We start from the raw sequence: 26521 nt of genomic DNA on the forward strand, positions 1-26521 counted from the left end.
GATGCGGACTATGCTGATAATAATTCACGTTAGCGTTCGCAATGGCCTCCCATGGAGACTTCAACAATGAGAGCGAACTTCACGCAACGCCGCCTGGCGGCCGCCCTGGCCGCCCTGCTCGCACTGGCCGGCAGCGCCCATGCAGCCGACGTCTTCCTCGCCGGCATCAAGAAACATACGGTGCTGGTCAACACGGTGCCGGACAACGGCGACCAGAACCCCTACGCCATCGCCGTTTCGCCGACCACGGCCGGCAAGTTGAAGACTGGCGACATGCTGGTGGACAACTTCAACAACGCCGCCAACCTGCAAGGCATGGGCAGCACCATCGTCAACTACCACCCGGACAGCAAGCAGATGTCGCTGTTCGCGCAGATCCCGCGCACGCTGGAGCAATGCCCCGGCGGCGTGGGCCTATCCACCGCGATGACGGTGCTGAAGAGCGGCTGGGTCATCGTCGGCAGCACGCCCAGCAACGACGGCACCACCGACACCAAGGGCGCCGGCTGCCTGATGGTGCTAGACAGCGAAGGCAAGCTGGCCGATGTGTGGTCCGGCCCGGACATCAACGACCCATGGGGCAATATGGCGGTGATAGACAACGGCGACAAAGTCACCCTGTTTGTCAGCAATGCCGGCTTCGGCGTCGGCAGCGCCAAGGGCGCGCCGCCGGTGGTCAACCTGGCCACCGTGCTGCGGCTGGAGCTGGAGATTCCGGCCGGCAAGCCGCCCAAGATCGTGAGCCGCACCGTGGTGGCCAGCGGCTTCGGCGAGCAGGCCGACAAGGGCGTGTTCCTGATCGGCCCCACCGGCCTGGCCTACGGCAAGAACGACAAGCTCTACGTATCCGACGCGCTGGGCAATCGCATCAGCGAGATCTGGGACGCCGCCAGCCGCACCACCAGCGCCGGCATCGGCCGCACCCTGACCCACGACGGCCTGCTGCTGCGCCCGCTGGCGCTGACCGCCACGCCGCAGGGCCACCTGCTGGCCACCAACGGCTCCAACGGCAAGGTGGTGGAGATCGACCCGGCCACCGGCGAACAGCTGGCCGCCCGCTGGCTGGACGCCAACAAGGCGCAAACGCCGCCCGGCAACGGCGACCTGTTCGGCATCGCCCTCACCCCGCAAGGCGACGGTTTCTATTACGTGACCGACGACAACAACAATCTGGTGCTGGCCAAATGAGCAATCGCAAGACGCCCCCGCAACCGTCGCGCCGCGGCTTCCTGCTGGCCGGCGGCGCGCTGGCGCTGGCCGGTTGGCTGGGCGGCGCGCCCGGCGCGCTGGCCGCTGTCGGCGCTGCCAAACCGGCCGCGGCGAAGCTGCCCAAGGACATGGAGCCGTTTTACGGCCCCCACCAGGGCGGCATTCTCACTCCGCAACAGCAAAACAGCTATTTCGCAGCCTTCGACGTGGCGGACACCGCCAGGCGCGAAGACCTGATCGCGCTGTTGAAAGCCTGGACCGACGCGGCGGCCCGCCTCAGCCGCGGCCAACCGGCGCGCGCGCAGTCCGGCCAAAGCGACAAGGCGCCGCTCGATTCCGGCGAAGCCGTGGGCCTGTCCCCTGCCCGCCTGACGCTGACCTTCGGCTTCGGCCCCGGCCTGTTCAGCAAGAACGGCGTGGACCGCTTCGGCCTGGCGGCGCGCCGGCCGGAAGCGCTGGTGGATCTGCCCAAATTCAACGGCGACCAACTGGTGCCGGAGAGGAGCGGCGGCGATCTGTCGGTGCAAGCCTGCGCCGACGACCCGCAAGTGGCCTTCCACGCGGTGCGGCAACTGGCCTCGCTGGCCGACGGCGTCGCCGCCGTGCGCTGGGCGCAGACCGGCTTCGCCAGCGGCGCGCCCGGCGGCGGCACCCCGCGCAATCTGATGGGTTTCAAAGACGGCACCAACAACCCGTCCCCCCAGGACCCGGCGCTGATGAACCAGTTCATCTGGGTAGGCGGCGAGGGCGGCTGGATGAAGGGCGGCAGCTATCTGGTGGTGCGCCGCATCCGCATCGCGCTGGAACACTGGGACAAGACCGAACTGGGCTTCCAGCAGGAAGTCGTCGGCCGCTACAAGGATAGCGGCGCGCCGCTGGGCCAGCGGCATGAGTTCGAGCCGATGAAGCTGAACGCGGTGGACAAGGACGGCAACCCGGTGATTCCGGAAACCGCCCACTCGCGCGTCGCCTCGGCGCAGGAGAACGACGGCGCGCGCATTCTGCGCCGGGCTTACTCCTACAACGACGGCGCCAACTTCACCGCCGAGCGCTGGCCGCCGTGGCATCAGGGCATTGAATACGATGCGGGCCTGTTCTTCATCGCTTACCAGCGCGATCCGCGCACTGGCTTCATTCGCATCAACAAGAAGCTGGCCAGCCTGGACATGATGAACCAGTACACCACCCACGTCGCCAGCGCCATCTTCGCCTGCCCGCCGGGCGCGCGCGCCGGCGGCTATATCGGCGAGGCGCTGTTCGCTTCGCCGTAACCCATTGAAAAAAAGGAAAAAGACAAGATGAAAACGAACAAACTGCTCACCGCCCTGCTCGCCGGCGGCCTGCTGGCGGCCAGCCAGCTCTCTGCCGCCGCCAGCCTGGTGCTGTACAACGCCCAACACCCGCAAACGGTCAAGCTGCTGACCGACGACTTCGAAAAAATGAGCGGCATCAGCGTGAAGGTCCGCTCCGGCGAAGGCCCGGAGCTGTCGGCCCAGCTGCTGGCCGAGGGCAAGGCTTCGCCGGCCGACGTCTATTTCGCCTCCAACTCGCCGGAGCTGATGCTGCTGGAAGGCAAGCAAATGCTGGCCAAGCTGCCCGCCGCCACGCTATCGCCGATCCCGGCGCGCTATAGCTCGCCGCAGGGCGAATGGGTGGGCGTGACGGCGCGCGAAAACGTGCTGGTCTTCAACAACAAGCTGACCGCCGGCATGGCGATGCCGGCTTCGCTGATGGACCTGGCCAAACCGCAATGGAAGGGCAAGCTCGCCATCGCCCCGTCCGACGGCGACTTCCTGCCGCTGGTCAGCGCCGTGCGCGCGCTGAAGGGCGATCAGGCCGCGCTGGCCTGGCTGAAGGGCCTGCGCGACAACGCCCAAACCTTCGACGACAACGAAGGCGTAGTGGCGGCGGTGAACCGCGGCGGCGTGGCTGTCGGCATCATCAACAACTACTACTGGACCCGGCTGCAGGCGGAACTGGGCAGCAAGGGCATGCACAGCCAGCTGTATCACTTCGGCAATGCCGACGTCGGCGCGCTGATCAACGTGTCCGGCGCGGGCATCCTCAAGAGCGCGCGTAATCCGGAGGCGGCGCAGAAGTTCCTGGGCTATCTGGTGAGCCCGCGGGCCCAGCAGCTGATCGCCAAGAGCAATATCACCTTCGAGTACCCGCTGCTGCCCAGCGTGGCTCCGGCCCCGCAGCTGAAGCCCTTCAGCCAGTTGAACCCGCCTCCGCTGGATATGCAGAAGCTGGGCGACAATAGCCAGTCGGCCAAGCTGCTGCGCCAGGCAGGGCTGCTGTAAATGAGCATCGCCGCCTCAAGCCTGGCCGCCGGCGGCGGCCGGCGGCCGCTCGGCCTCACAGCTTGCGCCGCGCTGGTGGCGCTGCTGGTGCTGCTGCCGCTTGGTTTCACCCTGTGGCAGGCGGCCAGCGTCGGTGGCGGCGACGCCGCCGAGCTGCTGTTCCGCCCCATCGTCGCCCGGCTGGCCGGCAATACCGCGCTGATCATGCTGGCCAGCACCTGCAGCTGCGCCATCGCCGGCACCGCCTCGGCCTGGCTGGTGGAGCGCACCCAGCTGCCCGGCCACAAGCTGTGGGCGCTGCTGTGCGTGGCCCCGCTGGCCATCCCGCCGTTCATCACCAGCTTCGCCTGGGTGTCGCTGAGTCCCGACCTGCAAGGCTTCTGGGGCGCATGGCTGGTGCTGACCACCGCCTACACGCCGCTGGTCTATCTGCCGGTGTCGGCGGTGCTGCGCAATATGGACCCGGCGCTGGAAGAAACCGCCCGTTCGCTGGGCTTGTCGCCGTGGTCCTGCTTCCGCCGCGTGACCCTGCCGCAACTGAAGCCGGCGCTGCTGGGCGGCATGCTGCTGGTGGCGCTGTCCACCCTGTCCGAGTTCGGCGCCTTCATGCTGCTGCACTTCCATACCTTCACCACCGAGATCTACGCCGAATACCGCGCCGGCTTCGACAGCGCCGGCGCCTCGTTGCTGGCCAGCGTGCTGATGGCGGCAGGCATGCTGATCCTGCTGGCCGAACTGCGCGTGCGCGGCCACGGTCGTTACCAGCGGCTGGACCGCGGCGCGCGCCGCGCCGCCAACCGGCTGGAATTGGGCTGGAAACGCTGGCCGGCGCTGCTGTGGCTGGCGCTGCAAGGCGCCGTCACCCTGCTCGCGCCCATCGCCACCATCGCGTACTGGACGCTGCAGCCGGGCGCGGACGCGGTAACGCCGGCCGAGGTCTCGCCGCAGCTGCTGTTGTCTGCCACCGCCGCCTCGCTGGGCCTGGGTCTGTCCGCCGCCGCGCTGACCACTTTGCTGGCGCTGCCGCTGGGTTATCTGCTGGCGCGCCATCCGGGCCAGCTGGCCCATCTTTTGGAGCGCGTGGTGTATCTGGCGCAGGGCGTGCCCGGCATCGTCATCGCGCTGGCCCTGGTCAATCTGGCCATCCAATGGCTGAAGCCGCTGTACCAGAGCGCGGCCATGCTGGCGCTGGCCTACGCCATCATGTTCCTGCCGCTGGCCCTGGTCAGCGTGCGCAGCGCCTTGATGCAGGCGGAGAGCAAGCTGGAAGAGCTGGCGCGCTCGCTGGGGCTCAACTGGTGGCAGGCGCTGTGGCGCGTGGTGCTGCCGCTGGCCGCGCCGGGCCTGGGCGCAGCCGCCAGCCTGGTATTCGTCTCCGTCATCACCGAGCTGACCGCCACGCTGCTGCTCGCGCCCATCGGCACCGAGACGCTGGCCACCCAGGTATGGGCCGACACCGCCGCGCTGGCCTTCGCCGCCGCCGCGCCGTACGCCGCCATTCTGATCGCGCTGTCGCTGTTCTCCACCTGGCTGTTGATGTCCTGTCTGGGACGCGGCGCAGTGCTGGGCGCGCAGACGCAAGCTTGGAAATCACAGGAAACGCCGCCATGTCGGAACTGAAAATTGAAAAACTGGGCAAGCGCTTCGGCGAGCACCGGGTACTGGACGACATCAACCTGACCGTCGAACAAGGCTCGCTGCTGGCGCTGCTTGGGCCATCCGGCAGCGGCAAGACCACGCTGCTGCGCCTGCTGTGCGGCTTCGAACGCTGTGATGCAGGCAGCATCCGCATCGGCGGCATACTGGTCAGCAGCCCGCAAGTGCATCTGCCGCCGGAAAAACGCCAGATCGGCTATGTGCCGCAGGAAGGCGCGCTGTTCCCGCACCTGTCCGTGGCGGAAAACATCGTATTCGGCCTGCCGCGCCGCGAACGCCGCGAGCGCCGCCGCGTCGCGGAACTGCTGGACATGGTGGGCTTGCCGGCCAGCTTTGCCGAACGCGCGCCGCAGCAGCTGTCCGGCGGCCAGCAACAGCGGGTGGCGCTGGCCCGCGCCCTGGCGCCCAAGCCTGCCCTGGTGCTGCTGGACGAACCGTTCTCGGCGCTGGATGCCGCGCTGCGCGCCGAAACCCGCCAGGCCGTGGCCGACGCGCTGGCCGCCAGCGGCGCCACCGCGCTGATGGTGACGCACGACCAAGCAGAGGCCCTGACCATGGGCCGCCAGGTGGCGGTGCTGTGGCAAGGCCGGCTGCTGCAAGTGGCCGCGCCGCAAACGCTGTATCAGCGCCCAGTCAGCCCGGAACTGGCCGACTTCGTCGGCGACGCCGTGCTGCTGCCCGGCCGCGCCCAAGGCGGCGAGGCGCAGTGCGCGCTGGGGAGGCTGCCGCTGCTGGAAGGCATGCCGCAAGGCGAAGTCAATGTGCTGCTGCGGCCGGAACAGATCCGCCTGCTGCCGCCCGCATCAACCGGCCAGGCGCCGCAAGCCAGCGTGCTGGATGTCAGCTTCAGCGGCCACGACGCCTGCGTGCGGCTGATATTGGAAAACGGCAGCCCGCTGGCCGCCCGCGTGCCCGGCCATAGCTGCCCGCAACCGGGCCAAACCGTCGCGCTGCAAGTAGAAGGCGCCGTGGCGTGCTTCGCCGCGCCCGGCGGCTCAAGCAGCGCAGGCGGCAGCATCGCCGCCACCCGCCAGCAACACAGCCCGGCCTTGTTTCGGCAGGGGCGTTGAGTGGTCTCCTCTCCCCCGCAAAGGGGGAAAGGTTGCCCGCTTCAACTCATACAGCGGCCAAGGCCGCTTGCAGCTCTTGCTTGTTAAGCGGCTTGCAGTAAGCAGGCGTGCCTGGTTCGAATCGCGCCCCTTCAGACAACACGCCGGCATCCACGACATCAAATCCGAATTGTTCATAAAGCATGGCTAGCACCGCCTTGTCGCTTTCAAGATCGCCAGCAACGGGTAGTGCGCGGCGCTTCGGTGTTCCGACAGGCTGGCCGTCATTTTCCAGATCATTCATTGGGATGGCGTTAAACGCCTTAACGACCCGTGCTTGCGGAAAATAGTTGGCAATCAACTCGCTCGAGCTTGTCTTCTTCAAGTCCAACTCCTCAATGCATCCGTCCCGCTCGGGATAGTAGTTGCAGGCATCGACCACCAGCTTGTCAGCTAGCAATGAAGGCGGAAGGGTGTGATAGGCATACAGTGGCACTGCCAGTACAACCATGCTGCCAAACTGCGCAGCTTCTTCCACGGTACCCAGCGTGCAACCTGTGGAATAAGGCAGGCTAAACATAGACCTCGGACCGCGCGAGTTGCTGACCATCACCTCATGGCCGGCGTTGACCGCTAGTTTGGCTAAAGCCCGGCCAACCACGCCTGCACCAATGATTCCTATCTTCATGACGAGCACTCCATATGAAATTGACATTTGGAGTATATTTGCCCATTCCTGGGAGATAAATAGTCCAAAAATTGGATAACAAACAACTCAGAAGAGAGAATCATGAACAAGTTGACCAGCATGGCGGTCTTCGCTAAGTCTGCTGAACTGGGTTCATTCGCAGCAGCGGCACAGGCGCTTGAAATGTCATCGCAAATGGTGGCAAAACACGTCGCGGCACTGGAAACCAGCCTGGGCATCACATTGCTCAACCGGACAACCAGACGACAAAGCCTGACCGATATCGGCCGCGCCTATTACGACCGCTGCAAAATGGTATTGGCCGAAGTCGATGCCGCCGACTCCCTCGCCCAGGAAATGCACTCCCAACCCAAGGGCTTATTGCGCGTTAGCGCACCCATGACTTTTGGATCTTTCAGCCTGGCGCCCTTCGTCGCACGCTATTTGGCTCGTTACCCGGAAGTGAAAATAGATTTGTCTCTCAGTGATCGCTATGTGGACCCGCTGGAGGATGGATACGAAATCCTGATACGCATAGGAGAGCTTGAGGACTCATCCCTGATCGCCCGTCCCCTGGCCCCATACAGACTGATTGCCTGCGCCGCGCCGTCCTATCTGGCTCGGCACGGGGCGCCAGAGATACCGGCAGACTTGTCTCTTCACGATTGTCTTGCATATACCTACGGAGCTTCAACGATTCGCTGCCGCTGGATATTCACACAGAACGACATGACTCATGAAATAGAGGTAAATGGACGCTTGCGCAGCGACAACTGGAAAGCGCTGCTGCATGCGGCCACTGAGGGCTTCGGTATTATCTTGGGGCCCGAGGATGTAATGGAACCCGAAATAAAGGCTGGGCGATTAGTCCGCATCCTGCCGGACTATGTGGGTCCATCTCGTCCTATGCATGTGCTTTACCCGTCTCAACGGAAGCCATCGACAAAAATACGCAGCTTCATTGAAGCACTGATAGACGAGTTCGGAACGGAATGCCTTGCTCGAGAAGCATGATGCGTGGTTTGAATGGAGGCCCAGTCAAAACCAAGCCCTCCCGGATGGGGAGGGCTTGCTCTGCTTGGGGCCGGCGGGATCTCAGTGCTGATGCCCGTGCTCGCCATGCACATGCTGGTGGGCGATTTCCTCGGCGGTAGCCTCGCGCACGTCCATCACTTTGAGGGCGAAGCGCAGGGTTTTGCTGCAGAGCGGGTGGTTGCCGTCCAGCAATACGGTCGGGCCCTTGATCTTGGTGACGAAATAGTAGCGCGGCTGGCCATCCGGGCCCAGGCGTTGGATCTGTCCGCCTACCTTGATGCCAGGCGGGAAGTCGGCCTTGGGCATGGTGGTGACCAGGGCTTCGTCGCGGGGGCCGAAGGCGTCTTCGGTAGCAAGCTCCACCGTGGTTTGAAAACCGGCTTCCTGGCCTTCCAGCGCGGCTTCCAGTTTGGGGAAGAGATTGTCGTAATCGCCGTGCAGGTAGGAAACCGGGTGTTTGCCATCGTCGTAAACCAGGCCCTGGCTGTCGGTGACTTTCATGCGCAGGGTGACGGCGGTGTTGGCGGTGATTTTCATGGCGGGAAATGGCAAAAAAATGGAAGCCCGAAGGTTGGCAGTTAAGCGAATCAGTGTCAACTTAATCGCCCCTGGCTTGTCGGATGCATATTGAGAAAGTAGCCATTTCCCATGCGGCACTCGTTTCCCTTTTGCCAATCCAGCCACCTAACCTGGCCATGCTCTTCAAAGCACGCGCCAAAGAAAACAGCGGACCAACCGGCCCGCCGTCTTTTGCCAATCCGACACCGCGCCGTCAAGCGCCGCATGCCCGCTCACTGCCCGGACACGGTCTCCGCCCGGCCCACGCGGCTGCCGTCCTGGCTCACGCCGCGCCAGTAATTGGCCTGCACCTGCCGGCCTGGCTGATAGGTTTGCCAGCTGTGGCCGTCGGTCGAGTATTGCAGCCGCGCGCCCGGCCATTCCGTGGCGACGGCATACGGCCCGCTGCCGGGCTGCACCGCCGGCATCGGCAGGCGGTATCGCACGCCGGCTTTTTCCAGCTTCGGCGCTTCGCGCCAGCCCAGCACGGCGGCAAACTGCTGCCAATCGGCGTTCAGCGCCGCCTTGTCCACCAGATGGGTGACGCCCAGCTGGTAGGTTTCGCCGGCCTGGTATGGCCGCTCCCACGCCGCCTTGTGCCAGGCGCGCTCGGCCAGCGCCAACATGCGCGGGTAAACGCGCTGCTCAAACTCGGCGTCGGTTCGCACGATCTCGCTCCACGCCTGTCCTTGCATGCCGGCAAAACGCGCCGGCGCGGCAGAGCTGGTCACGGCAAATGGCTTGCCTTGGCGGTCCGGCATCACTTCGGCGTTCTGCGCCAGGTTGTCCGGCGCGAAGCTGAACACCTTGTAGCTGTCGGTATCGCGCGAGGCCCAGTAGTAGCCGTGCTCGCGCGGGTTCAACTCATAGGGGAAGTCGAAGTACAGATAGTCCGGCATCGCCAACACGGTCTTGAACCCCTTGTTGGCCAGATCGCTGGCCGACTGCGCGGCGCCCCAATACAGGGTGTCCCATTCGGTGACCAGAGTATGGGCGGTGGCGAAGTCCGACGCGCCAGCCGCGCCGTGCACGCCATCCTGCCAGGCGCCCATGGCGGCGATGCCCTGGCCGGCCACTATGCCGCTGGCCTGGCGGGCAAACCGCAGCGGCAAGTCGTCCACGCTCTTGATCTGGCCGCTACTGACAAGCGCCTGGCAGGCCGGCGAGCGGCCCCATGGCTTGTCCTGTTGCGCCATTTTTACCTTGCCCTTGCCCGGATCGCTGCCGCTGACATCCTGAAAACCGCCGCCCAACAGGATGTTCTTGGCCTCGTCGCCGCCAAAGTGCCAGGTCTGCAGCGGCTGGCCGGCTTCGCGGTGCATGGCCGCCACCTCGGACACCAGCTTGCTGACGAAGCGCTGGCTGCCCGGCACGCAGGGGTTCAGGTAGGTGTGGCGGTCGTAAAACTGCACCGACAAGGTATTGGATTGGTCCTGCGGATCCAGCAGGCGGTATTCATTGGCGGCCTGCGGCTGGCCTGCCGCCATCAGCTTGCGGTAACGCGCCTCCATGGACACCACGGCGGCGCGGGCGTGCGCGGGCATGTCGAATTCCGGAATCACCTCGATGAAATGCGCCTGGGCGTAACGCACCAGATCGATGTAATCGGCGCGGGTCAGATAGCCGCCTCCGGATTGGTTGTCCGGGCCGGAACCGAGTTGCGGCAGCAGGCAGCGGGTTTCGCTCAAATCATGGCAGCGCCGCGCGCCGACGTCGGTCAGCTCCGGCAGGCCCGGAATCTGCACGCGCCAGCCTTCGTCGTCGGACAGGTGCAGGTGCAGCTTGTTGATCTTGTAGGCAGCCATCTGATCGATCAGCCGCCGCACGGTGGCCAGTTGTTTGAAGTTGCGCGCCAGGTCCACCATCATGCCGCGATACGCATAGCGCGGCGCGTCCTCCACCGTCATCGCGGGGATGGCGCCGCCGCCTTGCGGCACCAGGCCCAGCAAGGTTTGCACGCCATAGAACACCCCCGCCGCATCATAGCCTTCCACCTTGACACCCTGCTGGCCGATGGACAGTCGGTAACCGCCGGACACGGCGATATCTGCCGGCAGCTTGGTCCCGGCCACCATCCCCGCCACCGGCGCCCCATTCGCGCGCAGCCCCAACTGCGCCGCGCGATCGGCCAACGCCTGCCGCTGGGCAGGATCGAGCCCGGATAGATTCAGGCTGAGCCCGCTGAACTGCACCTGACCGCTGCCCGCTTGCTGCCGCATCACCGCGGGAATGGTGCGTTTGGCCACCTGCGCGGCTGACAGCTGCAGCCCGCGCGGGACGAAGGTGTGATAGCGCTGTTCCGGCGTGGCCAACGGCCGTTGCTCGCCGGCCGGGTTCTTCCAGTTGTCGCCGGTCAGCGGCAGCAGGTAGCTGGCATCGTCGCTGCTGTCATGCTGCAGCAGGGCTGGCGGCTGGCCCTCCACCACCACATAAGGCCGCGGCAGCACGTCGCTTTCCTGCAGCAGCCAGTATTCGTCAATCAGCGGCAGTTCCAGCTTCTGGCCGGCGGCCAGCCCCTGGAAGCCGGCGGTCGGCGTGAGCTGGTACAAGTCGCCAGTGATATGGCGGATGGCGAAGTCTGGCGAATCCAGCTGCAGAATGCGGCGGATGCTGTGCAGATACAGGCTCCATCCGCTGCCGGCCGGCACGGCTTCGCCGCCGCGGTTCTCCAGAATCAGCCGGCCCTTCAGGCAGGAGGCCCAGTCCGCTCCCAGATCGGCGCAGGGCGCGCCGGCAGCCGCGCCTTTATTGGTATCCACCGCCATTTTCAGCGACAGGCTTTGTCCCAGCGCCGCCGCATCCGGCGCCGACCAGGCCGCGGACGACAAGGCCGCCAGCACCGCCGCGCCCAGTAATCGTTTCAGCTTCATTTCCCTCTCCTCCTCCACTGCCGAGCAAAGCCGAGCCATTATTCAACGGCGCGGCAGGAATATTCCCAGCGCCACCCATTCCAGCGCCATTTGGTATTAAATTGGTATTATTGATGACATGCAATAGGTATTAACAACGCTGCTTGATGCAAGACAAATTGCCCGCGGCTCAGATGGCCGCCTGATGCTTGGATTTTCTGGCTCAATGCACAATTAATATTGATTCTCATTAATATTAAGTGCTAGCATGCGCCTGCTTCGACAGGACATCCGAATTCGCATTCGGCGCCGGTCCAGCCTTTGTCATCCACATCGCCGCTTACCATGAAAAAATCCCCCATCCTCGTTGATTTCAGCCTGCTCAGGCTCAATCCGCATTTCCGCTGCATCTTCATCGCCCGCCTGATCTCAGTGTTCGCCTTCGGCATCCTGATGGTGGCGGTGCCAGTGCAAATCCATCAATTGACCGGCTCCCCGCTGCAGGTGGGCATGGCCATGGCGCTGGATGGCATCGGCATGTTCGCCGGCCTAATGTGCGGCGGCGTGCTGGCGGACCGCATGGACCGCCGCCGGCTGATTCTGCTGGGCCGCTCCTCCTGCGGCCTCGGCTTTCTGGCGCTGGCGGCCAATGGCTTTCTGGAGCAGCCGTCGCTGGCCGCGCTCTACGCGGTATCGGCTTGGGATGGTTTCTTCAGCGGCATCGGCATCACCTCGCTGATGGCGGCCATTCCGGCCATCGTCGGGCGGGAAAACCTGCCGGCGGCCGGCGCGCTGAGCATGCTGACCATGCGCCTGGGCGCGGTGCTGTCGCCGCTGCTGGGCGGCGCCGTCATCGCGGCCATCGGCGTCAACTGGAACTACCTGCTGGCCGGCCTCGGCACCTTGCTGACCCTGGTGCCGCTGACACGCCTGCCCAGCCTGCTGCCGCAAGGCGGCGAGCCCGCCCATCCCTTGCGCGCGCTGCGCGAGGGTTTCGGCTTTCTGCTGCAGGACAAGGTGGTCGGCGCGGTGGTGGCGGTGGGCACGCTGCAGGCTTTGCTGGCTTCGGTGCGGGTGCTGTATCCGTCGCTGGCGGAGGATGGCTACGGCGGCGGCGCTTTCGCCGTGGGCCTGATGTATGGAGCGGTGCCGCTGGGCGCCATGCTGGGCGCCTTCACCAGCGGCTGGGTGGCCGGCTTGCGCCGCCCCGGCGCGGCCATGTTGGCTGCCCTGCTGGCTTCCGCGCTGGCCTTGGCCTCGCTGGGCTGGATCCCTCACCTGGCAGCCGCGCTGGCGGCGCTGGCCGTAGTGGGCTACTTCGGCTCCATCGTCTCTTTGCTGCAGTTCACGCTGGTGCAGGGCCGCACGCCGGACCACCTGCTGGGGCGCGTCAACAGCCTGTGGAGCGCGCAGGACGTGACCGGCGACAGCCTGGGCGCTTTCGGCCTGGGCGCGCTGGCTAGACTTTTGGCGCCGATGGCCGCCACCGCCGCGCTCGGCCTGAGCGCGGCCGCAGCCGGGCTGGCGATGCTCGCCGGCTTTGGCCAACTGCGCCGGCTGCGGCATGGCGCGGGCAGCGAATCCCCAGCGCCTAAAACGGCTACGCAGCAGAGCTGACCCCAGCGTCGTTGCGTCCGGCCGCGCGCGATAGAAACCAGGTTTCTGCACGCGGCGGCGCTTTATTGCGAATGATAATGCAAACAATTCCTATTTACATTAAGATCGATTGGTGCGAGAATACGTCAACCATTTGACATTGATTGCGCAAATATACCGTTGGCTTCAATAAAACCTTGCCACAGCGCCGCATCAGCCAAGTGGACAACCGTTCCGTGATGAACTCTGGGTTTAGACAATGAAAAACAATCGCCTCCCACGCCAGGGCTTCCGACTGGCGCTGCTCTCTGCTGCCGTCTGCAGCCTGCACCTCCCCGCCGCCCACGCCGCCGAAGCTGAATTGCCGACCGTGGTCGTCACCGCCACCGGTTACGAACAAAAGATCAAGGAAGCGCCGGCCAGCATTTCCGTGATTACACGAGAGCAGCTGGAAAAGAAGCCGTACACCAATTTGACCGACGCCATCAGTGATCTGGAAGGCATCAACATCAATGGTTCTGGCCCGGGCGACAAGGACATTTCCATCCGGGGCCTGCCAGGCGAATACACGCTGATCATGGTTGACGGCCGCCGCCAGAACACCCGTGAAGCGCGCAGCCGCGGCACCGGCGGCTTCCAGCAGTTCCAGATTCCGCCGCTAGAGGCTATTGAACGCATCGAAGTGGTGCGCGGCCCGATGTCTTCGCTGTACGGCTCCGACGCGATGGGCGGCGTGGTCAACATCATCACCCGCAAAGCGCCGAAGGAATGGCATGGCTCGATGACGCTGGGCGGCACGATCACCGAGCACGCCAACGAAGGCAATACCGGCCAGAGCAGCTTCTGGGTCGGCGGTCCGCTGGTGAAAGATTTGCTGTCGATGCAACTGTATGGTGCCCTGAGCAACCAGGCGGAAGACAGCATCTACTACGCCAACAGCGGCGACGGCGGCAAAGTCGGCACACACCTGGGTGACATTAATGCCAAGCTGAGCTTCACCCCCAACAAGGATCACGAGATCACCTTCGAAGCCGGCCACAATGAGCTGCGTCAGACCACCACGCCCGGCAAGAGCGTTGCGCTTAATGACACCAAGGACGATTATTTCGACGTCCGCGACCACTGGAGCCTCAGCCACAACGGCAAGTACGGCAATATCCGCTCCAACCTGGCCCTGTATCAGGAAATCGAAAAGCCCAGCCACCGCGAAAATAATGTGGACGACGGCAAAGGGCTCAAACTGACCAACACCACGCTGGACGGCCAGCTCACCTTCCTGTTTGATCGCCACACCTTCAAGCTGGGCAGCCAGATCGGCCAGCAAGCAGGCGACAACATGGCCGCGCAGGAAGCGTTGCAAGCGCCGCTCAAATACACCGGCGCGCCGAACCCCAACAAGGTCACGGTAAACACCTGGGCGCTGTTCGCCGAGGACACCTACGACCTGACCGACACCCTTAAACTGACCGGCGGCGGCCGTCTCGACCATCACAGCGTATTCGGCAGCCATTTCACGCCGCGCCTGTATCTGGTGGATCAACTGAATGCCAACTGGACATTAAAAGGCGGCGTCGGCAAGGGCTTCAAGGCGCCGACCATCCGCCAAAGCACCGACGGCTACTGCATGCGGACCGGCAGCCAAGTGGAAACCGGCTTGCTGTGCGGCAACTCCAATCTGAAGCCGGAAGAGAGCACCTCCTACGAGGCCAGCTTGCATTTCGATAACAACCAGGACCTGAGCGCCAACGCCACCCTGTTTTATAACCGTTTCAAAAACAAGGTTGTCAGCTACGGAACGGATCAATTCTCTACCAGCTTGATCGGCAAAGGCGGAAAACCTGCCCGAATCTATGTCTACGACAACGTAGACAACGTAGACATCCATGGCCTGGAATTCTCCGGCAGCTGGCGCTTCGCGCCGCGCTGGACCGTATCCGGCAATTACACCTACACCAAGTCCAAACGCCACGGCGGGAAGGAAACCAGCTACTCCGGCCAATCGCTGGAAGGCATGCCGCTGGACAAAACCCCTGAGCACGCTGGCAACGTCAAGCTGGCTTGGAACCCGGTGGAAAAACTGGACGTATATAGCCGCCTCAACTTTGAGGGCAAGCAGTACTACACCGGCTTCCGCAACGGCGCCAATGTCACACGCACCCGCGGCGGCTCCAGCACCTGGGATCTGGGCGGCACCTACCAGATCAACAAGACCTTCGACGTCAACTTCGCCGTGCTGAACGTAGGCGACCGCAAAGTCGCCATCGACGACCGCGCCCGCAATAACGGCCTCGATGGCAACTGGATGGTCGACGAAGGCCGCCGCTATTGGCTGACCCTGACCGGCAAGTTCTAAACCCCGCCCTTCCCGTCCGCTTGGCTCAAGCGGACGGGAAGCCGCGCACGGCAGTTGCCGGACCCTTCAGGTCCGCCAACTGCCTGTTCCCGTTTATGCAATAGGAGAAATCAAGATGCTGAGCAGCCGCGCTTCCCTCACCACCGCCCACGCCGACAAGGTGCTGTACAAGCTGTGCAAGCACTACGCGCTGAAAGTACCGGTGGATTTCGACACCCATCGCGCCCATGTGCAGTTTCCCATCGGCACCTGCGACATCCAGCGCCAAGGCGACACGCTGGACATGGTGTGCGCGGCGGACGCGGCCGACAAGCTGGCCAAGATCGAATTCATCATGGACGAGCACCTGGGCTTGATGGCCAAGCAGCCGGAACTCAAGCTCGACTGGCAGAAGTAAAGGATTGCCGATGAAAACCCTGTTCTCCCGCCTGCTGCTGGCCGCGCTGCTCGCCGCAAACGCGTTCGCCGCCCAGGCCACGGTCATCACCGACATTGCCGGCCGCAAAGTGGACGCGCCGGCCAAGGTCAACCGCATCCTCTTGGGCGAAGGCCGGCTGTTCTACGCGCTGGCGCTGCTGGAAGGCAAGCAGCCGCTGGCCCGCATCGCAGGCTGGCAAGGCGACTTCCGCCAGCTGGACCCGCAAACCTATGCCCAATACAAGAAGCGTTTCCCCGAAATTGACCGCATCCCGCTGATAGGCGGCACCAGCGAGAACTCGGTCAGCGCCGAGAAAGTGCTGGCGCTGAGACCGGACATCGCCATCTTCAGCGTCTCCGGCCACGGCCCCGGCCTCTCCAACCCCATCGTCAAGCAGCTGCAAGCCGCCAAAGTGCCGGTGGTGTTCGTCGATTTCCGCAACACGCCGCTGGAGCACACCGTGCCCAGCCTGCGCATCATGGGCCAGGCGCTGCAGCGCGAGGCCGAGGCGGAACGCTTCATCCGCTTTTATCAAAGCAAGATGGACGCCATCCGCAAAACCGTGGCCGCCATCCCGGCGCAGCAGAAGCCCAAGGTGTTTCTGGACCTGCGCGCCGGCGCTTTCCCCAACGTCACCAGCGCCGGCAAGGGCAGCCTGGGCGAACTGGTGGACGCCGCCGGCGGCGTCAATATCGGCGACACGCTGATTCCGGGCGCGGTAGGCGAAGTCAATATGGAGCACATCCTGGCCGCCAAGCCGGACTGGTATATCGGCACCGGCAGCGCCGCGCCCGGCGACAAGACCGGCATCCAGTTCGGCGCCGATGTCGCGCCGGCCCAGGCTCGCGCCTCGCTGGCCGCCGCCGCCGCGCGGAAGCCAGTGGGCGCACTGGCCGCCGTGCGCGAGGGCCGCACTTTCGGCGCCTGGCACCACTTCTACAACACGCCTTACCATATCGTGCTGCTGGAAGCCTTCGCCAAAACGCTGCAGCCGCAGCGCTTCGCCAAACTGGACCCGGACGCCAGCTGGCAGCAGCTGCACCGCGACTTCCTGGCGATCCCGCCGCAGGGCACTTACTGGGCGAGGGGCGGCAAATGATGGAACACGCCATGGCGGCGCCCGCCGCCTCGGCCATCTCCGCCGACTACCGCCGGCGCCTGCTGCGCCGGCTGTTGCTGATCGCGTTTTTGATCGGGCTGATATTCGCCTCGCTGACGCTCGATGTCACCACCGGCGCCAGCGGCCTGCCGCTGGCCGAGTTCTGGCGCACGCTGCTTGATCCGGCCACGGCCGATCCGTCCACTGCCGTCATTGTATGGGACATCCGCCTGCCCTACGCCCTGATCGCCGTCGCCGCCGGCCTGGCGCTGGGCCTGGCCGGCGCGGAGATGCAGACCGTGCTGCACAACCCGTTGGCCGACCCGTTCACGCTGGGCCTGCAGCCGGCGGCGGCGTTTGGCGCGGCGCTGGCCATTCTGCTGAACCTCAGCCTGCCCGGCGTGCCGGCAGCATGGATGCTGCCGGCCAACGCCTTTGTCTTCGCCCTCGGCTCCGCGCTGCTGCTAGACGGCGTGGCGCGGGTGACGCGGATGGCGGCCAGCGGCGTGCTGCTGTTCGGCATCGCGCTGTTCTTCAGCTTCAATGCCCTGGTTTCGCTGCTGCAGTTCGTTTCCACCGCCGACGCGCTGCAAGACCTGGTGTTCTGGCTGATGGGCAGCTTGTCGCGCGCCGATTGGCCCAAGCTCACGCTGCTGTTCGGCGCTTTCGCGCTGATTCTGCCGTGGTCCATGGCCAATGCCTGGCGCCTCACCGCGCTGCGGCTGGGCGAGGACCGCGCCGCCAGCTTCGGCATAGACGTGCGCCGCCTGCGCCTGGCGTCCTTGCTGCGCGCCAGCCTGCTCACCGCGCTGGCCGTGGCCTTCGTCGGCACCATAGGCTTCATCGGCCTGATCGCGCCGCACATCGCACGCCGGCTGGTGGGCGAGGATCATCGCTTTTATCTGCCGGTCAGCGCCTTGACGGGGGCGGCCATTTTGTCTCTGGCCTCCTGTGCCACCAAGAACCTGATCCCCGGCGTCATCGTGCCGGTGGGCATCGTCACCTCGCTGGTGGGCATTCCCTTCTTCATCGCCATCGTGCTGCGCAACGGAGGTCGGACATGAGCGGGCATCTGTCGCTGGAAAACCTGTCGGTGAGCTACGGCAAACACCGGGTGATAGACAAGCTCAGCGTGCCCAGCCTGGCGGCCGGCGAAGTCACCGCCCTGCTCGGGCCCAACGGCAGCGGCAAATCCACGCTGCTGCGCGCGCTGGCAGGCCTGCAGCCTTGCGACGGCGCGGTGCGGCTGGGCGATAGGCCATTGAACCGTCGCCAAGGGGAGGCCGCCTATCTACCGCAAACGCTGCCGCCCTGCGTGCATCTGACGGTGTTCGAGTCCTTGATGGTGGCCGGCCAGGCAACGGCTGCGGGGCTGTTTCGCCGCCATGGCGACGACGAGGTGGTGGCGCTGCTGGAGTCCTTGGGCATCGCCCACCTGGCGCGCCATTATCTTGACCAATTGTCCGGCGGCCAGCGCCAGCTGGTCGGCATCGCCCAGGCCTTGATCCGCGAACCGGCAGTGCTGCTGCTGGATGAGCCGCTGTCGGCGCTGGACCTGAACTACCAGTTCCATGTCATGGACCTGCTGCGCCGCGAAACCCGCCGCCGCGGCATGGTGACGGTCATCGTGCTGCACGACCTCAACGCCGCGCTGCGCCATACCGACCGCGCGCTGATGCTGAAAGGCGGCCAGTTGCTGGCCAATGGCCGGCCGGAGCAGGTCATCGACGCCGCCACGCTGCGCGCGGTCTACGGCGTGACAGGACGCGTGGAACGCTGCCCGCAAGGCGTGCCGCATATTCTGGTGGATGGATTGGCGCACCACGCCGGCTAAAGCAATCCCTTCTTACCGCGGCCAGCCGGCCGCGGCAGTCATCGCCGTAAATTTTGCAGATTTTTGCATAGATAATTGCAATTGATACTCAATCGCATTTATTATGCGACATCATCATTCCGCAAGCCGCCCGCGCGGCCCACCCCGCAGCACACCATGAACCCGACACCGTCCCGCCTCCCCGTCAGCGCCGCCCAGCACGGCATCTGGATGGGCCAGCAACTGGCTCCGCACAATCCATCCTACTGGACCGCCGAAGCCATAGAACTGCGCGGCCCTCTCCATGCCGAGGCGCTGCTGGACTCCGCCGCGGAAGTGCTCGCGCACTGCCCTGCGCTGAACATGCAGTTCCATTTCGACGGCGAATCGCTGTGGCAGCAGCCGCATGCGGAACCGTTTCCGCCCCCGGCGCTGCATGATTTCAGCGGCGCGGCCCAGCCGCGCGCGGCCGCCGATGCATGGATGCGCGAATCTCTGGCCCGCCCCTGGCAAACCGATTTCGAACGCCCGTTCCGTGCGGCGCTGCTGAAGCTGGATTCTCACCATCACCTGTGGTTTCTGCAAACGCACCACATCGCGCTGGACGGCTACGGCTACGGCCTGCTGGCCAAGGCGATCGCTGCGCGCTACAGCGCGCGGGCGTCCGGCCAAGCCATGCCTCCCCTGCCCGACTGGTCGCTGCAGAAAGTGCTGGCGGAAGACCAGGCCTATCGGGCATCGACGGATCGCGAGCATGACCGCGCTTTCTGGCTGCAGCGGCAAAACAATCTCCCCGCAGCGGTGACGCTGGCGCCGCCGCAGACGCTGGCCGAGCAGGTCGCCAAGACCGGCGGCATGCTGGACGGGCAGCGGATCGCCAGCTGGCAGCTTGCCGCCAAAGCATGCGGCGGCAATTGGGGAGGCTGGCTGCTGGCCGCGATTGCCGCCTGGCTGGCGGAACACACCGGCCGCCGCGACATCACCCTGGGCCTGCCGGTGATGAACCGCATCGGCTCCTCGGCGCTGGACATCCCCTGCATGGCGATGAATATCGCCCCGTTCAACCTGCGGCTGACGCCAGACGACACGCTGGCGGAACTGGTGCGCCAATCGGAGGATGGCCTGCGCGCCATCCGCCCCCGCCAGCGCTATCGCTACGAATGGCTGCGCGGCGACCTAAACCGGCTGGCAGGCGATGAGCGGCTGTTCGGCCCCGTCGTCAACCTGATGCCGTTCGACCGCCGCGCGCCGTTCGCCGGGCTTGAGGCCCGCATCCTGCCGGTCAGCGCCGGGCCGGTGGAAGATCTGTCCATCAACCTCAGCCTGCTGAATACCGAATGGCGTTTCAGCCTGGAGGCCAATCCGCGCGCTTATCCGCCAGAGCGGCTGCAAACGCTGTGGCAATCGCTGCTGCATTGGCTGGACAAACTGGCCCAAACGCAACCCGCCACGCCGCTGGCCGAGCTGCTGCCCCATCTGCCGCCCTTGTCCGTGCTGCACGGCCCCGCGCTGGCGCGCCCGCCGCAAGACATCATGGCCCGCCTGGCGGAGCAAGCCGCCAGCCAGCCGGATGCGGCGGCGCTGGTCTGCGGAGCGCAAACGCTGAGCTATAGCCACTTGCTGGCCAGAGTCCAGGCCCTGGCCGGTCAATTGCGCGCCCAGGGCCTGCAGGACGGCGAGCGCGTGGCCATTCTGCTGCCGCGCGGCGTCGATGCGATTGTCGCCATCCTGGCCACGCTATGGGCCGGCGGCTGCTATGTCCCGCTGGACCCGCACGGCCCGCCGGCGCGCCTGCAAATGGCACTGGACGATGCCGCGCCCAAGCTGGCGCTGACTTGGCGGCTCTGGGCGGCGCAGCTGGGCGGCATCGCCACGCTATGCCTGGACGAGCCCTTGCCTTTCTCGCCCGCTCAGATGCGCGCCATATCCGCGGCGGCGGATCTACCCGCCTACCTGCTGTACACCTCCGGCTCCACCGGCAAGCCCAACGGCGTGCTGGTAAGCCGCGGCGCCCTGGAGCATTTCGTCTCCAGCGCCGGCCAGTTCTACCGTTTTGCCCAGGGCGAACGCATGCTGCAGTTCGCGCCGCTGCATTTCGACGCCAGCGTGGAGGAAATCTTCCTCGCGCTATGCCATGGCGGCGCCTTGCTGCTGCGCGACGAGGCCATGCTGGAATCGATGCCGGCCTTTGTCGCTGCCGTATCCGAGCAGGGCATTGACGTGCTGGACCTGCCCACCGCCTTCTGGCATGAGCTGGCCTATGCGCTGACGCCGCAGCTGGCCGAGCAGCTGTCCGGCGTGCGCCTGGTCATCATCGGCGGCGAAGCCGCCCTGCCCGAGCGCGCCCGCCGCTGGCGCGAACTGCTGCCAAACTGCGTCCTGCTGAACAGCTACGGCCCGACCGAGGCCTCCGTCATCGCCACCGGCGCCATCCTGTCCGGCCCCGGCGCGGCATGGGACGGTTCCGACAGCCTGCCCATCGGCCTGCCCCGCCCCGGCGTGGACGCCGTCATTGTGGACGAGACCTTGCGCCCGGTGCCGGCGGGCGAGGCCGGCGAACTGTGCCTGCTGGGCGAGGCCTTGGCCCTGGGCTATCTGCACCGTCCGGAATTGACCGCGCGCCGTTTCGTCGAACTGAGCGCCCTGCCCGGCTCGCCGCGCGCCTACCGCACCGGGGATCGAGTCGCCTGGCGCGATGGCCAGCTGCGCTTCCTGGGCCGCTTGGACCAGGAGCTGAAGATCAGCGGCCTGCGCATTGATCCAGCCGAGGTGGAGAACGCGCTGCTGGCCTATCCCACGGTGCGGGAAGCCGCGGTGATCGGGCTGCCGCTGGCCGGCGGCGGCTACGCGCTGGCAGCCTTCCTGAGCGGGGAGGAGCAAGCCGATGCGGCCGCGCTGCGCCACGCGCTGGCGGATGTCTTGCCCGCCGCCGCCATTCCCGACCGCTGGCGCTGGCTGGAACAACTGCCGCGCAACGTCAACGGCAAGATAGACCGCAAGCAGCTGGCCCTGCTGGCCGATGGCGCGACCGTCGCATCGGCGGGTGCGGGGGAAGCCACGCCCTTGCAACGCAAGATCATGGCGGTCTGGCAACAGGTGCTGGGCGTCACGCCGGACAGTCCGAGCGCCAATTTCTTCGCCATGGGCGGCAAATCGCTGCAGGCGATTCAGGCCGCCAACCGGCTGAGCCGCGAGCTGGAGCGCGAAGTCCCTGTCTCCGCCTTGTTCACCCATCACACCGTCAACGCGCTGGCGCAAGCGCTGTCCGCCCCGGCGGCGCACCGGCCGCCCGCGCAAGACAGCGACCCGTTCGGCCCCTTGCTGACCATACAGCCTGGCGCGCTGCCGGCGCTGTTCTGCCTGCATCCGGCGGAAGGACTATCCTGGTGCTATCTGGGACTGGCGCGCCACCTGCCCGGCATGGCCATCTACGGCCTGCAGGCAGCGGGCATCCGCGGCGAGACGCCGGACAGCTTCGAAGCCATGGTGAGCGGTTATATCAAGCAAATCCGCGCCATTCAGCCGCGCGGACCGTACCGGCTGCTCGGCTGGTCGCTGGGCGGCGCGCTGGTCCAGGCCATGGCCACCGCGCTGCAACAGGCCGGCGAAACCGTGGAACTCTTGGCGCTGATGGACAGCTACCCGGTCACACGCTGGCATGGCCGTCCCGCTCCTACCCTGCGCGACGCGCTGGTGACGGTGCTCACCGTCAACGGCGAACTCGATGCCGGTCCCGATGGCCGCCCACTGGACAACGAGGCCATCTATCAGCGCCTGCTGCGCCCCGGCAGCCCGCTGGCGCCGCTGGGCCGAGCCGCGCTGGAGAAACTCGCCCTGGCGTCGTGGCAAGGCATGCGGCACTTCCGCGCCAGCCAGACGCCGCGCTACCACGGCGACATGCTGTTGTTCCGCGCCAGCCATCATCCTGCGGATGGACCGCAGGCAGTCGACTGGGCGCCCTACCTGAACGGCCGGCTGGAGGTGATGGAGCTGGACTGCGATCACATCGGCATGAGCGATCCGCAACCCATGCGGCGGATAGGGGAAGCGCTGGCGAGGCGGCTGACAACGGGGTAATGCTTGCCGGGCACTGCCCGGCGCAAAGCAATGCTTCACCCGCCATCTAGTTTTCCAAAAAACAAATCTCATCCCAAATGAATTAAGCAGCATTTTTACAGTTGACTTAGTCCAGCTTTGGCGATAACTTTGAACGATAATTATTATCATTATCAACTGGAGCCTGCCATGAGCAAGCCATCCGTGATGACCGAACAGACGGACGCTGTGTTTTATTTTCTGTCCGCCCATCGCAGCCTGAAGGCCGCCGGCATCCATAGCCGCCTGAGCGTTCCGGCGAAAGACCGCCACTTCCAGACCGCCGTTAGCCAAGCCTTCGCCCGCGCCCGCGCCCGCGCCGCCGGCATCGACCAACCCGTGCTGATGGGCGCCATTCCTTTCGATATGGATCAACCGTCGGAACTGTTCATCCCGTCCTGCCACGGCTTTTTCGACCGCGCAGAGCGGCTAGAGGCCGCCTCCCGCCGCGCGGCCGCCGCCAGCCGGGCCGTCAGCGCGCGCAGCCTGCCGGACGAGCCGGGCTTCAAGTCCGCCGTCAGCCAGGCCATCGCCCGCTTCCGCCATGGCGATATCCGCAAGGCTGTATTGTCCCGCGTGTATGAGGTGGAGTTTGCCGAACCGCTGGCGGCCGACCAGATATTCGATGCCTTGTGCCGACAGAACCCGCACGGCTACCAGTTCCAGCTGCCGCTGGCCGCTGGCGGCCATCTGGTCGGCGTCAGCCCGGAGTTGCTGCTGCGCAAGCACGGCGCCAGCGTCCATACCTTCCCCCTGGCCGGCTCCGCCAAACGCCAGACGGACGCCCGCGCCGATCAGGCCGCAGGCGACGCCTTGTTGCAATCCGCCAAGGACCATTACGAACACAGTCTGGTGATCGAGGACATCCGCAGCGCGCTGGCGCCGCACTGCGTGGAATTATCCATCCCCGATGCGCCGTCCCTGCTCGGCACCCGCGCGATGTGGCATCTGGGCACGCCGATAGAAGGCCGGCTGGCCGACCCCGCCATGACGGCGCTGAAGCTGGCTTGCCTGCTGCATCCCACGCCGGCCATCTGCGGCTTCCCCACGGCCTCCGCTCGCGAGTTGATCGGCCAGATCGAGCCGTTCCAGCGCGGCGTGTTCAGCGGCATGGTGGGCTGGTGCGACGAGGAAGGCAATGGCGAGTGGGCGGTGACCATACGCTGCGCCACGGTGGCCAAGAACCGCGCCCGCCTGTTCGCCGGCGCCGGCATCGTTGCGGCGTCCACGCCGGAATCGGAATGGGCGGAAACTCAGGCCAAACTGGGCACCATGCTGGCCGCCTTCGGACTCACCGGCATGGAGGCGCTGGCATGAGCATCGCCTTCACTCCATGGCCGCAAGCGCTGGCCACCCGTTATCGCGCCGCCGGCTGGTGGACCGACCTGCCGATGACCGAGATGCTGGAGCGGCAATGCCGCGAACGTCCGCATGCGCCAGCCATCCTGTGCGGCGAACGCGCCATCAGCTACGCCGAACTGGACCGCCAATCCCGCAATCTGGCCGCCTGGCTGCATAGGCAAGGCCTGCGCCGCCACGACACGGCGCTGGTGCAGCTGCCCAATGTGGCCGAGTTCTATATCGCGCTGTTCGCGCTGCTCAAGCTCGGCGTCGCGCCGGTCAACGCGCTGTTCAGCCATCAGAAGCTGGAACTGTCCGCCTACGCGCGGCAGATCCGGCCGAAACTGCTGATCGCGGACCGCACCCATGGCCTGTTTCACGACGACGCCATGCTGGACGAGCTGCGCGCGATCTCGCCCGAACTGAACCTGCATCTGTTCGCGCACGACACGCTGGAAGCCGCGCTGCAAAACGATGCCGAGCTGCCGGCCGGCGCCGGCCCATCCGATGCGGCCGAAGTCGCATTCTTCCAATTGTCCGGCGGCAGCACCGGCACCCCCAAGCTGATTCCGCGCACCCACAACGATTACTTCTACAGCGTGCGCCGCAGCGCCGAAATCTGCGAACTCGGACCGCACACCCGCTTCCTGTGCGCGCTGCCTGCGCCGCACAACTTCCCGCTCAGTTCGCCCGGCGCGCTCGGCGTATTCCATGCCGGCGGCGCCGTGGCGCTGGCCCCCAGCCCGGAACCGCTGGCCTGCTTCGCCTTGATCGAGCGGCATCAGGTGGACATCGCCGCGCTGGTGCCGCCGGCCGTGGCACTGTGGCTGCAAGCCGCGCAGGGGCGAGAGGCCCAGCTGCAAAGCCTGAAACTGCTGCAAGTGGGCGGCGCCAGCTTTGCCGAGTCCATGGCGCGCCAGGTGCCGGCCGTGCTGGGTTGCAAGCTGCAGCAGGTCTTCGGCATGGCCGAGGGCTTGGTCAATTACACCCGGCTGGACGACGGCGACGACATCGTCTTTGGTTGCCAGGGCCGGCCGATGAGCGACGGCGACGAGGTGAAAGTGGTGGACGAGGCCGGCCGTGCCGTGCCCGTGGGCACGCCCGGCATGCTCGCCACCCGCGGCCCCTACACCTTCCGCGGCTACTACCTGGCGCCTGAGCACAATGCCCGCGTGTTCGACAACGAAGGCTTCTACTACTCCGGCGACATGGTGGTGGCCGACGAGACAGGCTATCTGCGAGTGGTGGGCCGGGTAAAAGACCAGATCAACCGCGGCGGCGAGAAGATCGCGGCCGAGGAAATCGAACACCTGCTGCTGCAACACCCGCAAGTGGCGCAGGCCGCGCTGGTGGCCATGCCGGACAGCATGCTGGGCGAAAAGAGCTGCGCCTTCATCGTCCCGCGCGGCGACGGCCTCCGGGCGGTGGCCCTGCGCCGCTTCCTGCGCGAGATCGGCGTGGCCGATTACAAGCTGCCGGATCGTTTCGAGCTGACCGCAGCCCTGCCGCTGACCCACGTCGGCAAAATAGACAAACAAACGCTGCGCGCCCAGCTAGCCGCCGCAGCCGGAGCCTGAACCCATGAGCATCCCCAAACTCAACGCCTACCCCTTGCCGCAAGCCGCCGACTTTCCGGCCAACAAAACCGCCTGGCAGGTCGACCCCGCCCGCGCCGCGCTGCTGATCCACGATATGCAGCGCTATTTCCTGGCTTTTTACGGCGAGGACAGCCCGCTGATGCAGGAGCTGACCGCCCGCATCGCCGCGCTGCGCGACTGGGCCGACCGCCACGGCGTGCCGGTGGTCTACACCGCGCAGCCGACGGAACAAAAGCCGGAAGACCGCGCGCTGCTGAATGATATGTGGGGCCCTGGCCTCACCACCGCCGATCCGGCCTTGCAAGCGGTGACGCCGCGGATCGCGCCGCGGCCGCAAGACACCGTGCTGGTCAAATGGCGCTACAGCGCCTTCCAGCGCAGCGACCTGCAGCAAAGGATGAAAGATTGGGGCCGGGACCAGCTGGTGATCTGCGGCGTCTATGCCCACATCGGGTGCATGATGACCGCTTGCGACGCCTTCATGCGCGACATCCAGGCCTTCATGGTCGGCGACGCGGTGGCCGACTTCAGCGAGGACGAGCACAAGATGGCGCTGCGCTATGTGGCGACCCGCTGCGGCGCGGTCATCACCGCTTCCTCCCTGACAGAGGGAGGGCAGGAAGCATGGACTCGCGACTGGCTGAAAACCCAGGTGCTGACCGTGTTGGCCGATGGCGACGACAGCCTGGCCGGCGACGACAATCTGCTGGACTACGGCCTGGACTCCATCCGCCTGATGGAGCTGGTGGGCAAGTGGCAGGCGCAGGGTCTCGACATCGGCTTTGAAGACCTGGCGCGCGAACCCACGCTGAACGGCTGGTGGGCCGCCATCGCCGCCAAGCTGCCGCAGGAGGCCTGAGC

The 26521-nt window shown here is 65.7% G+C and carries 19 protein-coding genes; 16 read left to right on the top strand and 3 right to left on the bottom strand.

The genetic code is table 11. The annotated features are described in order from the left end of the window. Positions 1-66 precede the first annotated feature (66 nt). From QUG01_RS05080 to QUG01_RS05100, 5 genes are read left to right on the top strand one after another with little or no spacing between them, the layout of a single operon-like run. On the top strand, positions 67-1188 hold the full coding sequence (locus QUG01_RS05080) for an NHL repeat-containing protein (RefSeq protein ID WP_500829171.1): 1122 nt from the start codon (positions 67-69) through the stop codon (positions 1186-1188). After that, the gene (efeB, locus tag QUG01_RS05085; protein ID WP_500829172.1) at positions 1185-2480 is read left to right on the top strand and encodes an iron uptake transporter deferrochelatase/peroxidase subunit; all 1296 of its coding nucleotides are present in this window, start codon (positions 1185-1187) and stop codon (positions 2478-2480) included. The genes QUG01_RS05080 and efeB overlap by 4 nt, the downstream gene beginning before the upstream one ends. A gap of 27 nt (positions 2481-2507) precedes the next feature. Beyond that, positions 2508-3512, top strand: a complete 1005-nt coding sequence (locus tag QUG01_RS05090; protein ID WP_500829173.1) for an iron ABC transporter substrate-binding protein — start codon at positions 2508-2510, stop codon at positions 3510-3512. Then, positions 3513-5132: an ABC transporter permease gene (locus QUG01_RS05095; RefSeq protein ID WP_500829174.1), complete on the top strand. Its 1620-nt coding sequence runs from the start codon at positions 3513-3515 to the stop codon at positions 5130-5132. Next, positions 5120-6238 (top strand): ABC transporter ATP-binding protein, encoded by a 1119-nt coding sequence (locus QUG01_RS05100; protein WP_500829175.1) that lies wholly within the window; start codon positions 5120-5122, stop codon positions 6236-6238. Before QUG01_RS05095 ends, QUG01_RS05100 begins: the two co-directional genes overlap by 13 nt. A 46-nt stretch (positions 6239-6284) precedes the next feature. Here QUG01_RS05100 and QUG01_RS05105 read toward each other — a convergent pair whose 3' ends face one another. Beyond that, positions 6285-6905 carry an NADPH-dependent F420 reductase gene (locus QUG01_RS05105; protein WP_500829176.1) on the bottom strand — a complete coding sequence of 207 codons (621 nt, stop codon included), beginning with the start codon at positions 6903-6905 and terminating at the stop codon, positions 6285-6287. 102 nt (positions 6906-7007) lie between these two features. Between QUG01_RS05105 and QUG01_RS05110 the strand changes: the two genes are divergently transcribed. Then, the gene (locus QUG01_RS05110) at positions 7008-7919 is read left to right on the top strand and encodes a LysR family transcriptional regulator (RefSeq protein ID WP_500829177.1); all 912 of its coding nucleotides are present in this window, start codon (positions 7008-7010) and stop codon (positions 7917-7919) included. Positions 7920-8000: 81 nt separating this feature from the next. Here QUG01_RS05110 and QUG01_RS05115 read toward each other — a convergent pair whose 3' ends face one another. Together QUG01_RS05115 and QUG01_RS05120 are read right to left on the bottom strand one after the other, a co-directional pair. Then, complete coding sequence (locus tag QUG01_RS05115; protein WP_500829178.1) at positions 8001-8477, bottom strand: FKBP-type peptidyl-prolyl cis-trans isomerase; 477 nt, start codon at positions 8475-8477, stop codon at positions 8001-8003. Positions 8478-8731: 254 nt separating this feature from the next. Next, positions 8732-11368, bottom strand: coding sequence for a family 20 glycosylhydrolase (locus QUG01_RS05120; RefSeq protein WP_500829179.1), 2637 nt, complete (start codon positions 11366-11368; stop codon positions 8732-8734). 324 nt (positions 11369-11692) lie between these two features. On the opposite strand from QUG01_RS05120, the gene entS reads away from it, so the two are divergent. The 10 genes from entS to QUG01_RS05170 all read left to right on the top strand — a co-directional run bounded on the left by entS (position 11693) and on the right by QUG01_RS05170 (position 26519). Further along, entirely contained in the window at positions 11693-12964 is a 1272-nt protein-coding gene (gene entS / locus QUG01_RS05125) for an enterobactin transporter EntS (RefSeq protein WP_500829180.1), read from the top strand. Positions 12965-13202: 238 nt separating this feature from the next. Next, positions 13203-15296: a TonB-dependent receptor domain-containing protein gene (locus QUG01_RS05130; protein ID WP_500829181.1), complete on the top strand. Its 2094-nt coding sequence runs from the start codon at positions 13203-13205 to the stop codon at positions 15294-15296. Between the two features lie 115 nt (positions 15297-15411). Beyond that, positions 15412-15693, top strand: a complete 282-nt coding sequence (locus QUG01_RS05135; protein ID WP_103317024.1) for a DUF2218 domain-containing protein — start codon at positions 15412-15414, stop codon at positions 15691-15693. A gap of 10 nt (positions 15694-15703) precedes the next feature. Then, positions 15704-16813, top strand: a complete 1110-nt coding sequence (locus tag QUG01_RS05140; RefSeq protein ID WP_500829182.1) for an ABC transporter substrate-binding protein — start codon at positions 15704-15706, stop codon at positions 16811-16813. Continuing rightward, complete coding sequence (locus tag QUG01_RS05145; protein ID WP_500829183.1) at positions 16810-17877, top strand: FecCD family ABC transporter permease; 1068 nt, start codon at positions 16810-16812, stop codon at positions 17875-17877. Before QUG01_RS05140 ends, QUG01_RS05145 begins: the two co-directional genes overlap by 4 nt. Continuing rightward, positions 17874-18647 carry an ABC transporter ATP-binding protein gene (locus tag QUG01_RS05150; protein ID WP_500829184.1) on the top strand — a complete coding sequence of 258 codons (774 nt, stop codon included), beginning with the start codon at positions 17874-17876 and terminating at the stop codon, positions 18645-18647. Before QUG01_RS05145 ends, QUG01_RS05150 begins: the two co-directional genes overlap by 4 nt. Positions 18648-18803: 156 nt before the next feature. Continuing rightward, a complete protein-coding gene (locus QUG01_RS05155; protein ID WP_500829185.1) occupies positions 18804-22703 on the top strand; it encodes an amino acid adenylation domain-containing protein in 3900 nt (1299 codons plus the stop codon). 168 nt (positions 22704-22871) lie between these two features. Next, positions 22872-24038, top strand: a complete 1167-nt coding sequence (locus QUG01_RS05160; RefSeq protein ID WP_500829186.1) for an isochorismate synthase — start codon at positions 22872-22874, stop codon at positions 24036-24038. Further along, positions 24035-25639, top strand: coding sequence for a (2,3-dihydroxybenzoyl)adenylate synthase (locus QUG01_RS05165; RefSeq protein WP_500829187.1), 1605 nt, complete (start codon positions 24035-24037; stop codon positions 25637-25639). Before QUG01_RS05160 ends, QUG01_RS05165 begins: the two co-directional genes overlap by 4 nt. Before the next feature lie 4 nt (positions 25640-25643). Then, positions 25644-26519: an isochorismatase gene (locus QUG01_RS05170; RefSeq protein WP_500829188.1), complete on the top strand. Its 876-nt coding sequence runs from the start codon at positions 25644-25646 to the stop codon at positions 26517-26519. Positions 26520-26521: the final 2 nt, after the last annotated feature.

The organism is Chromobacterium sp. CCUG 76385 (assembly GCF_059916625.1).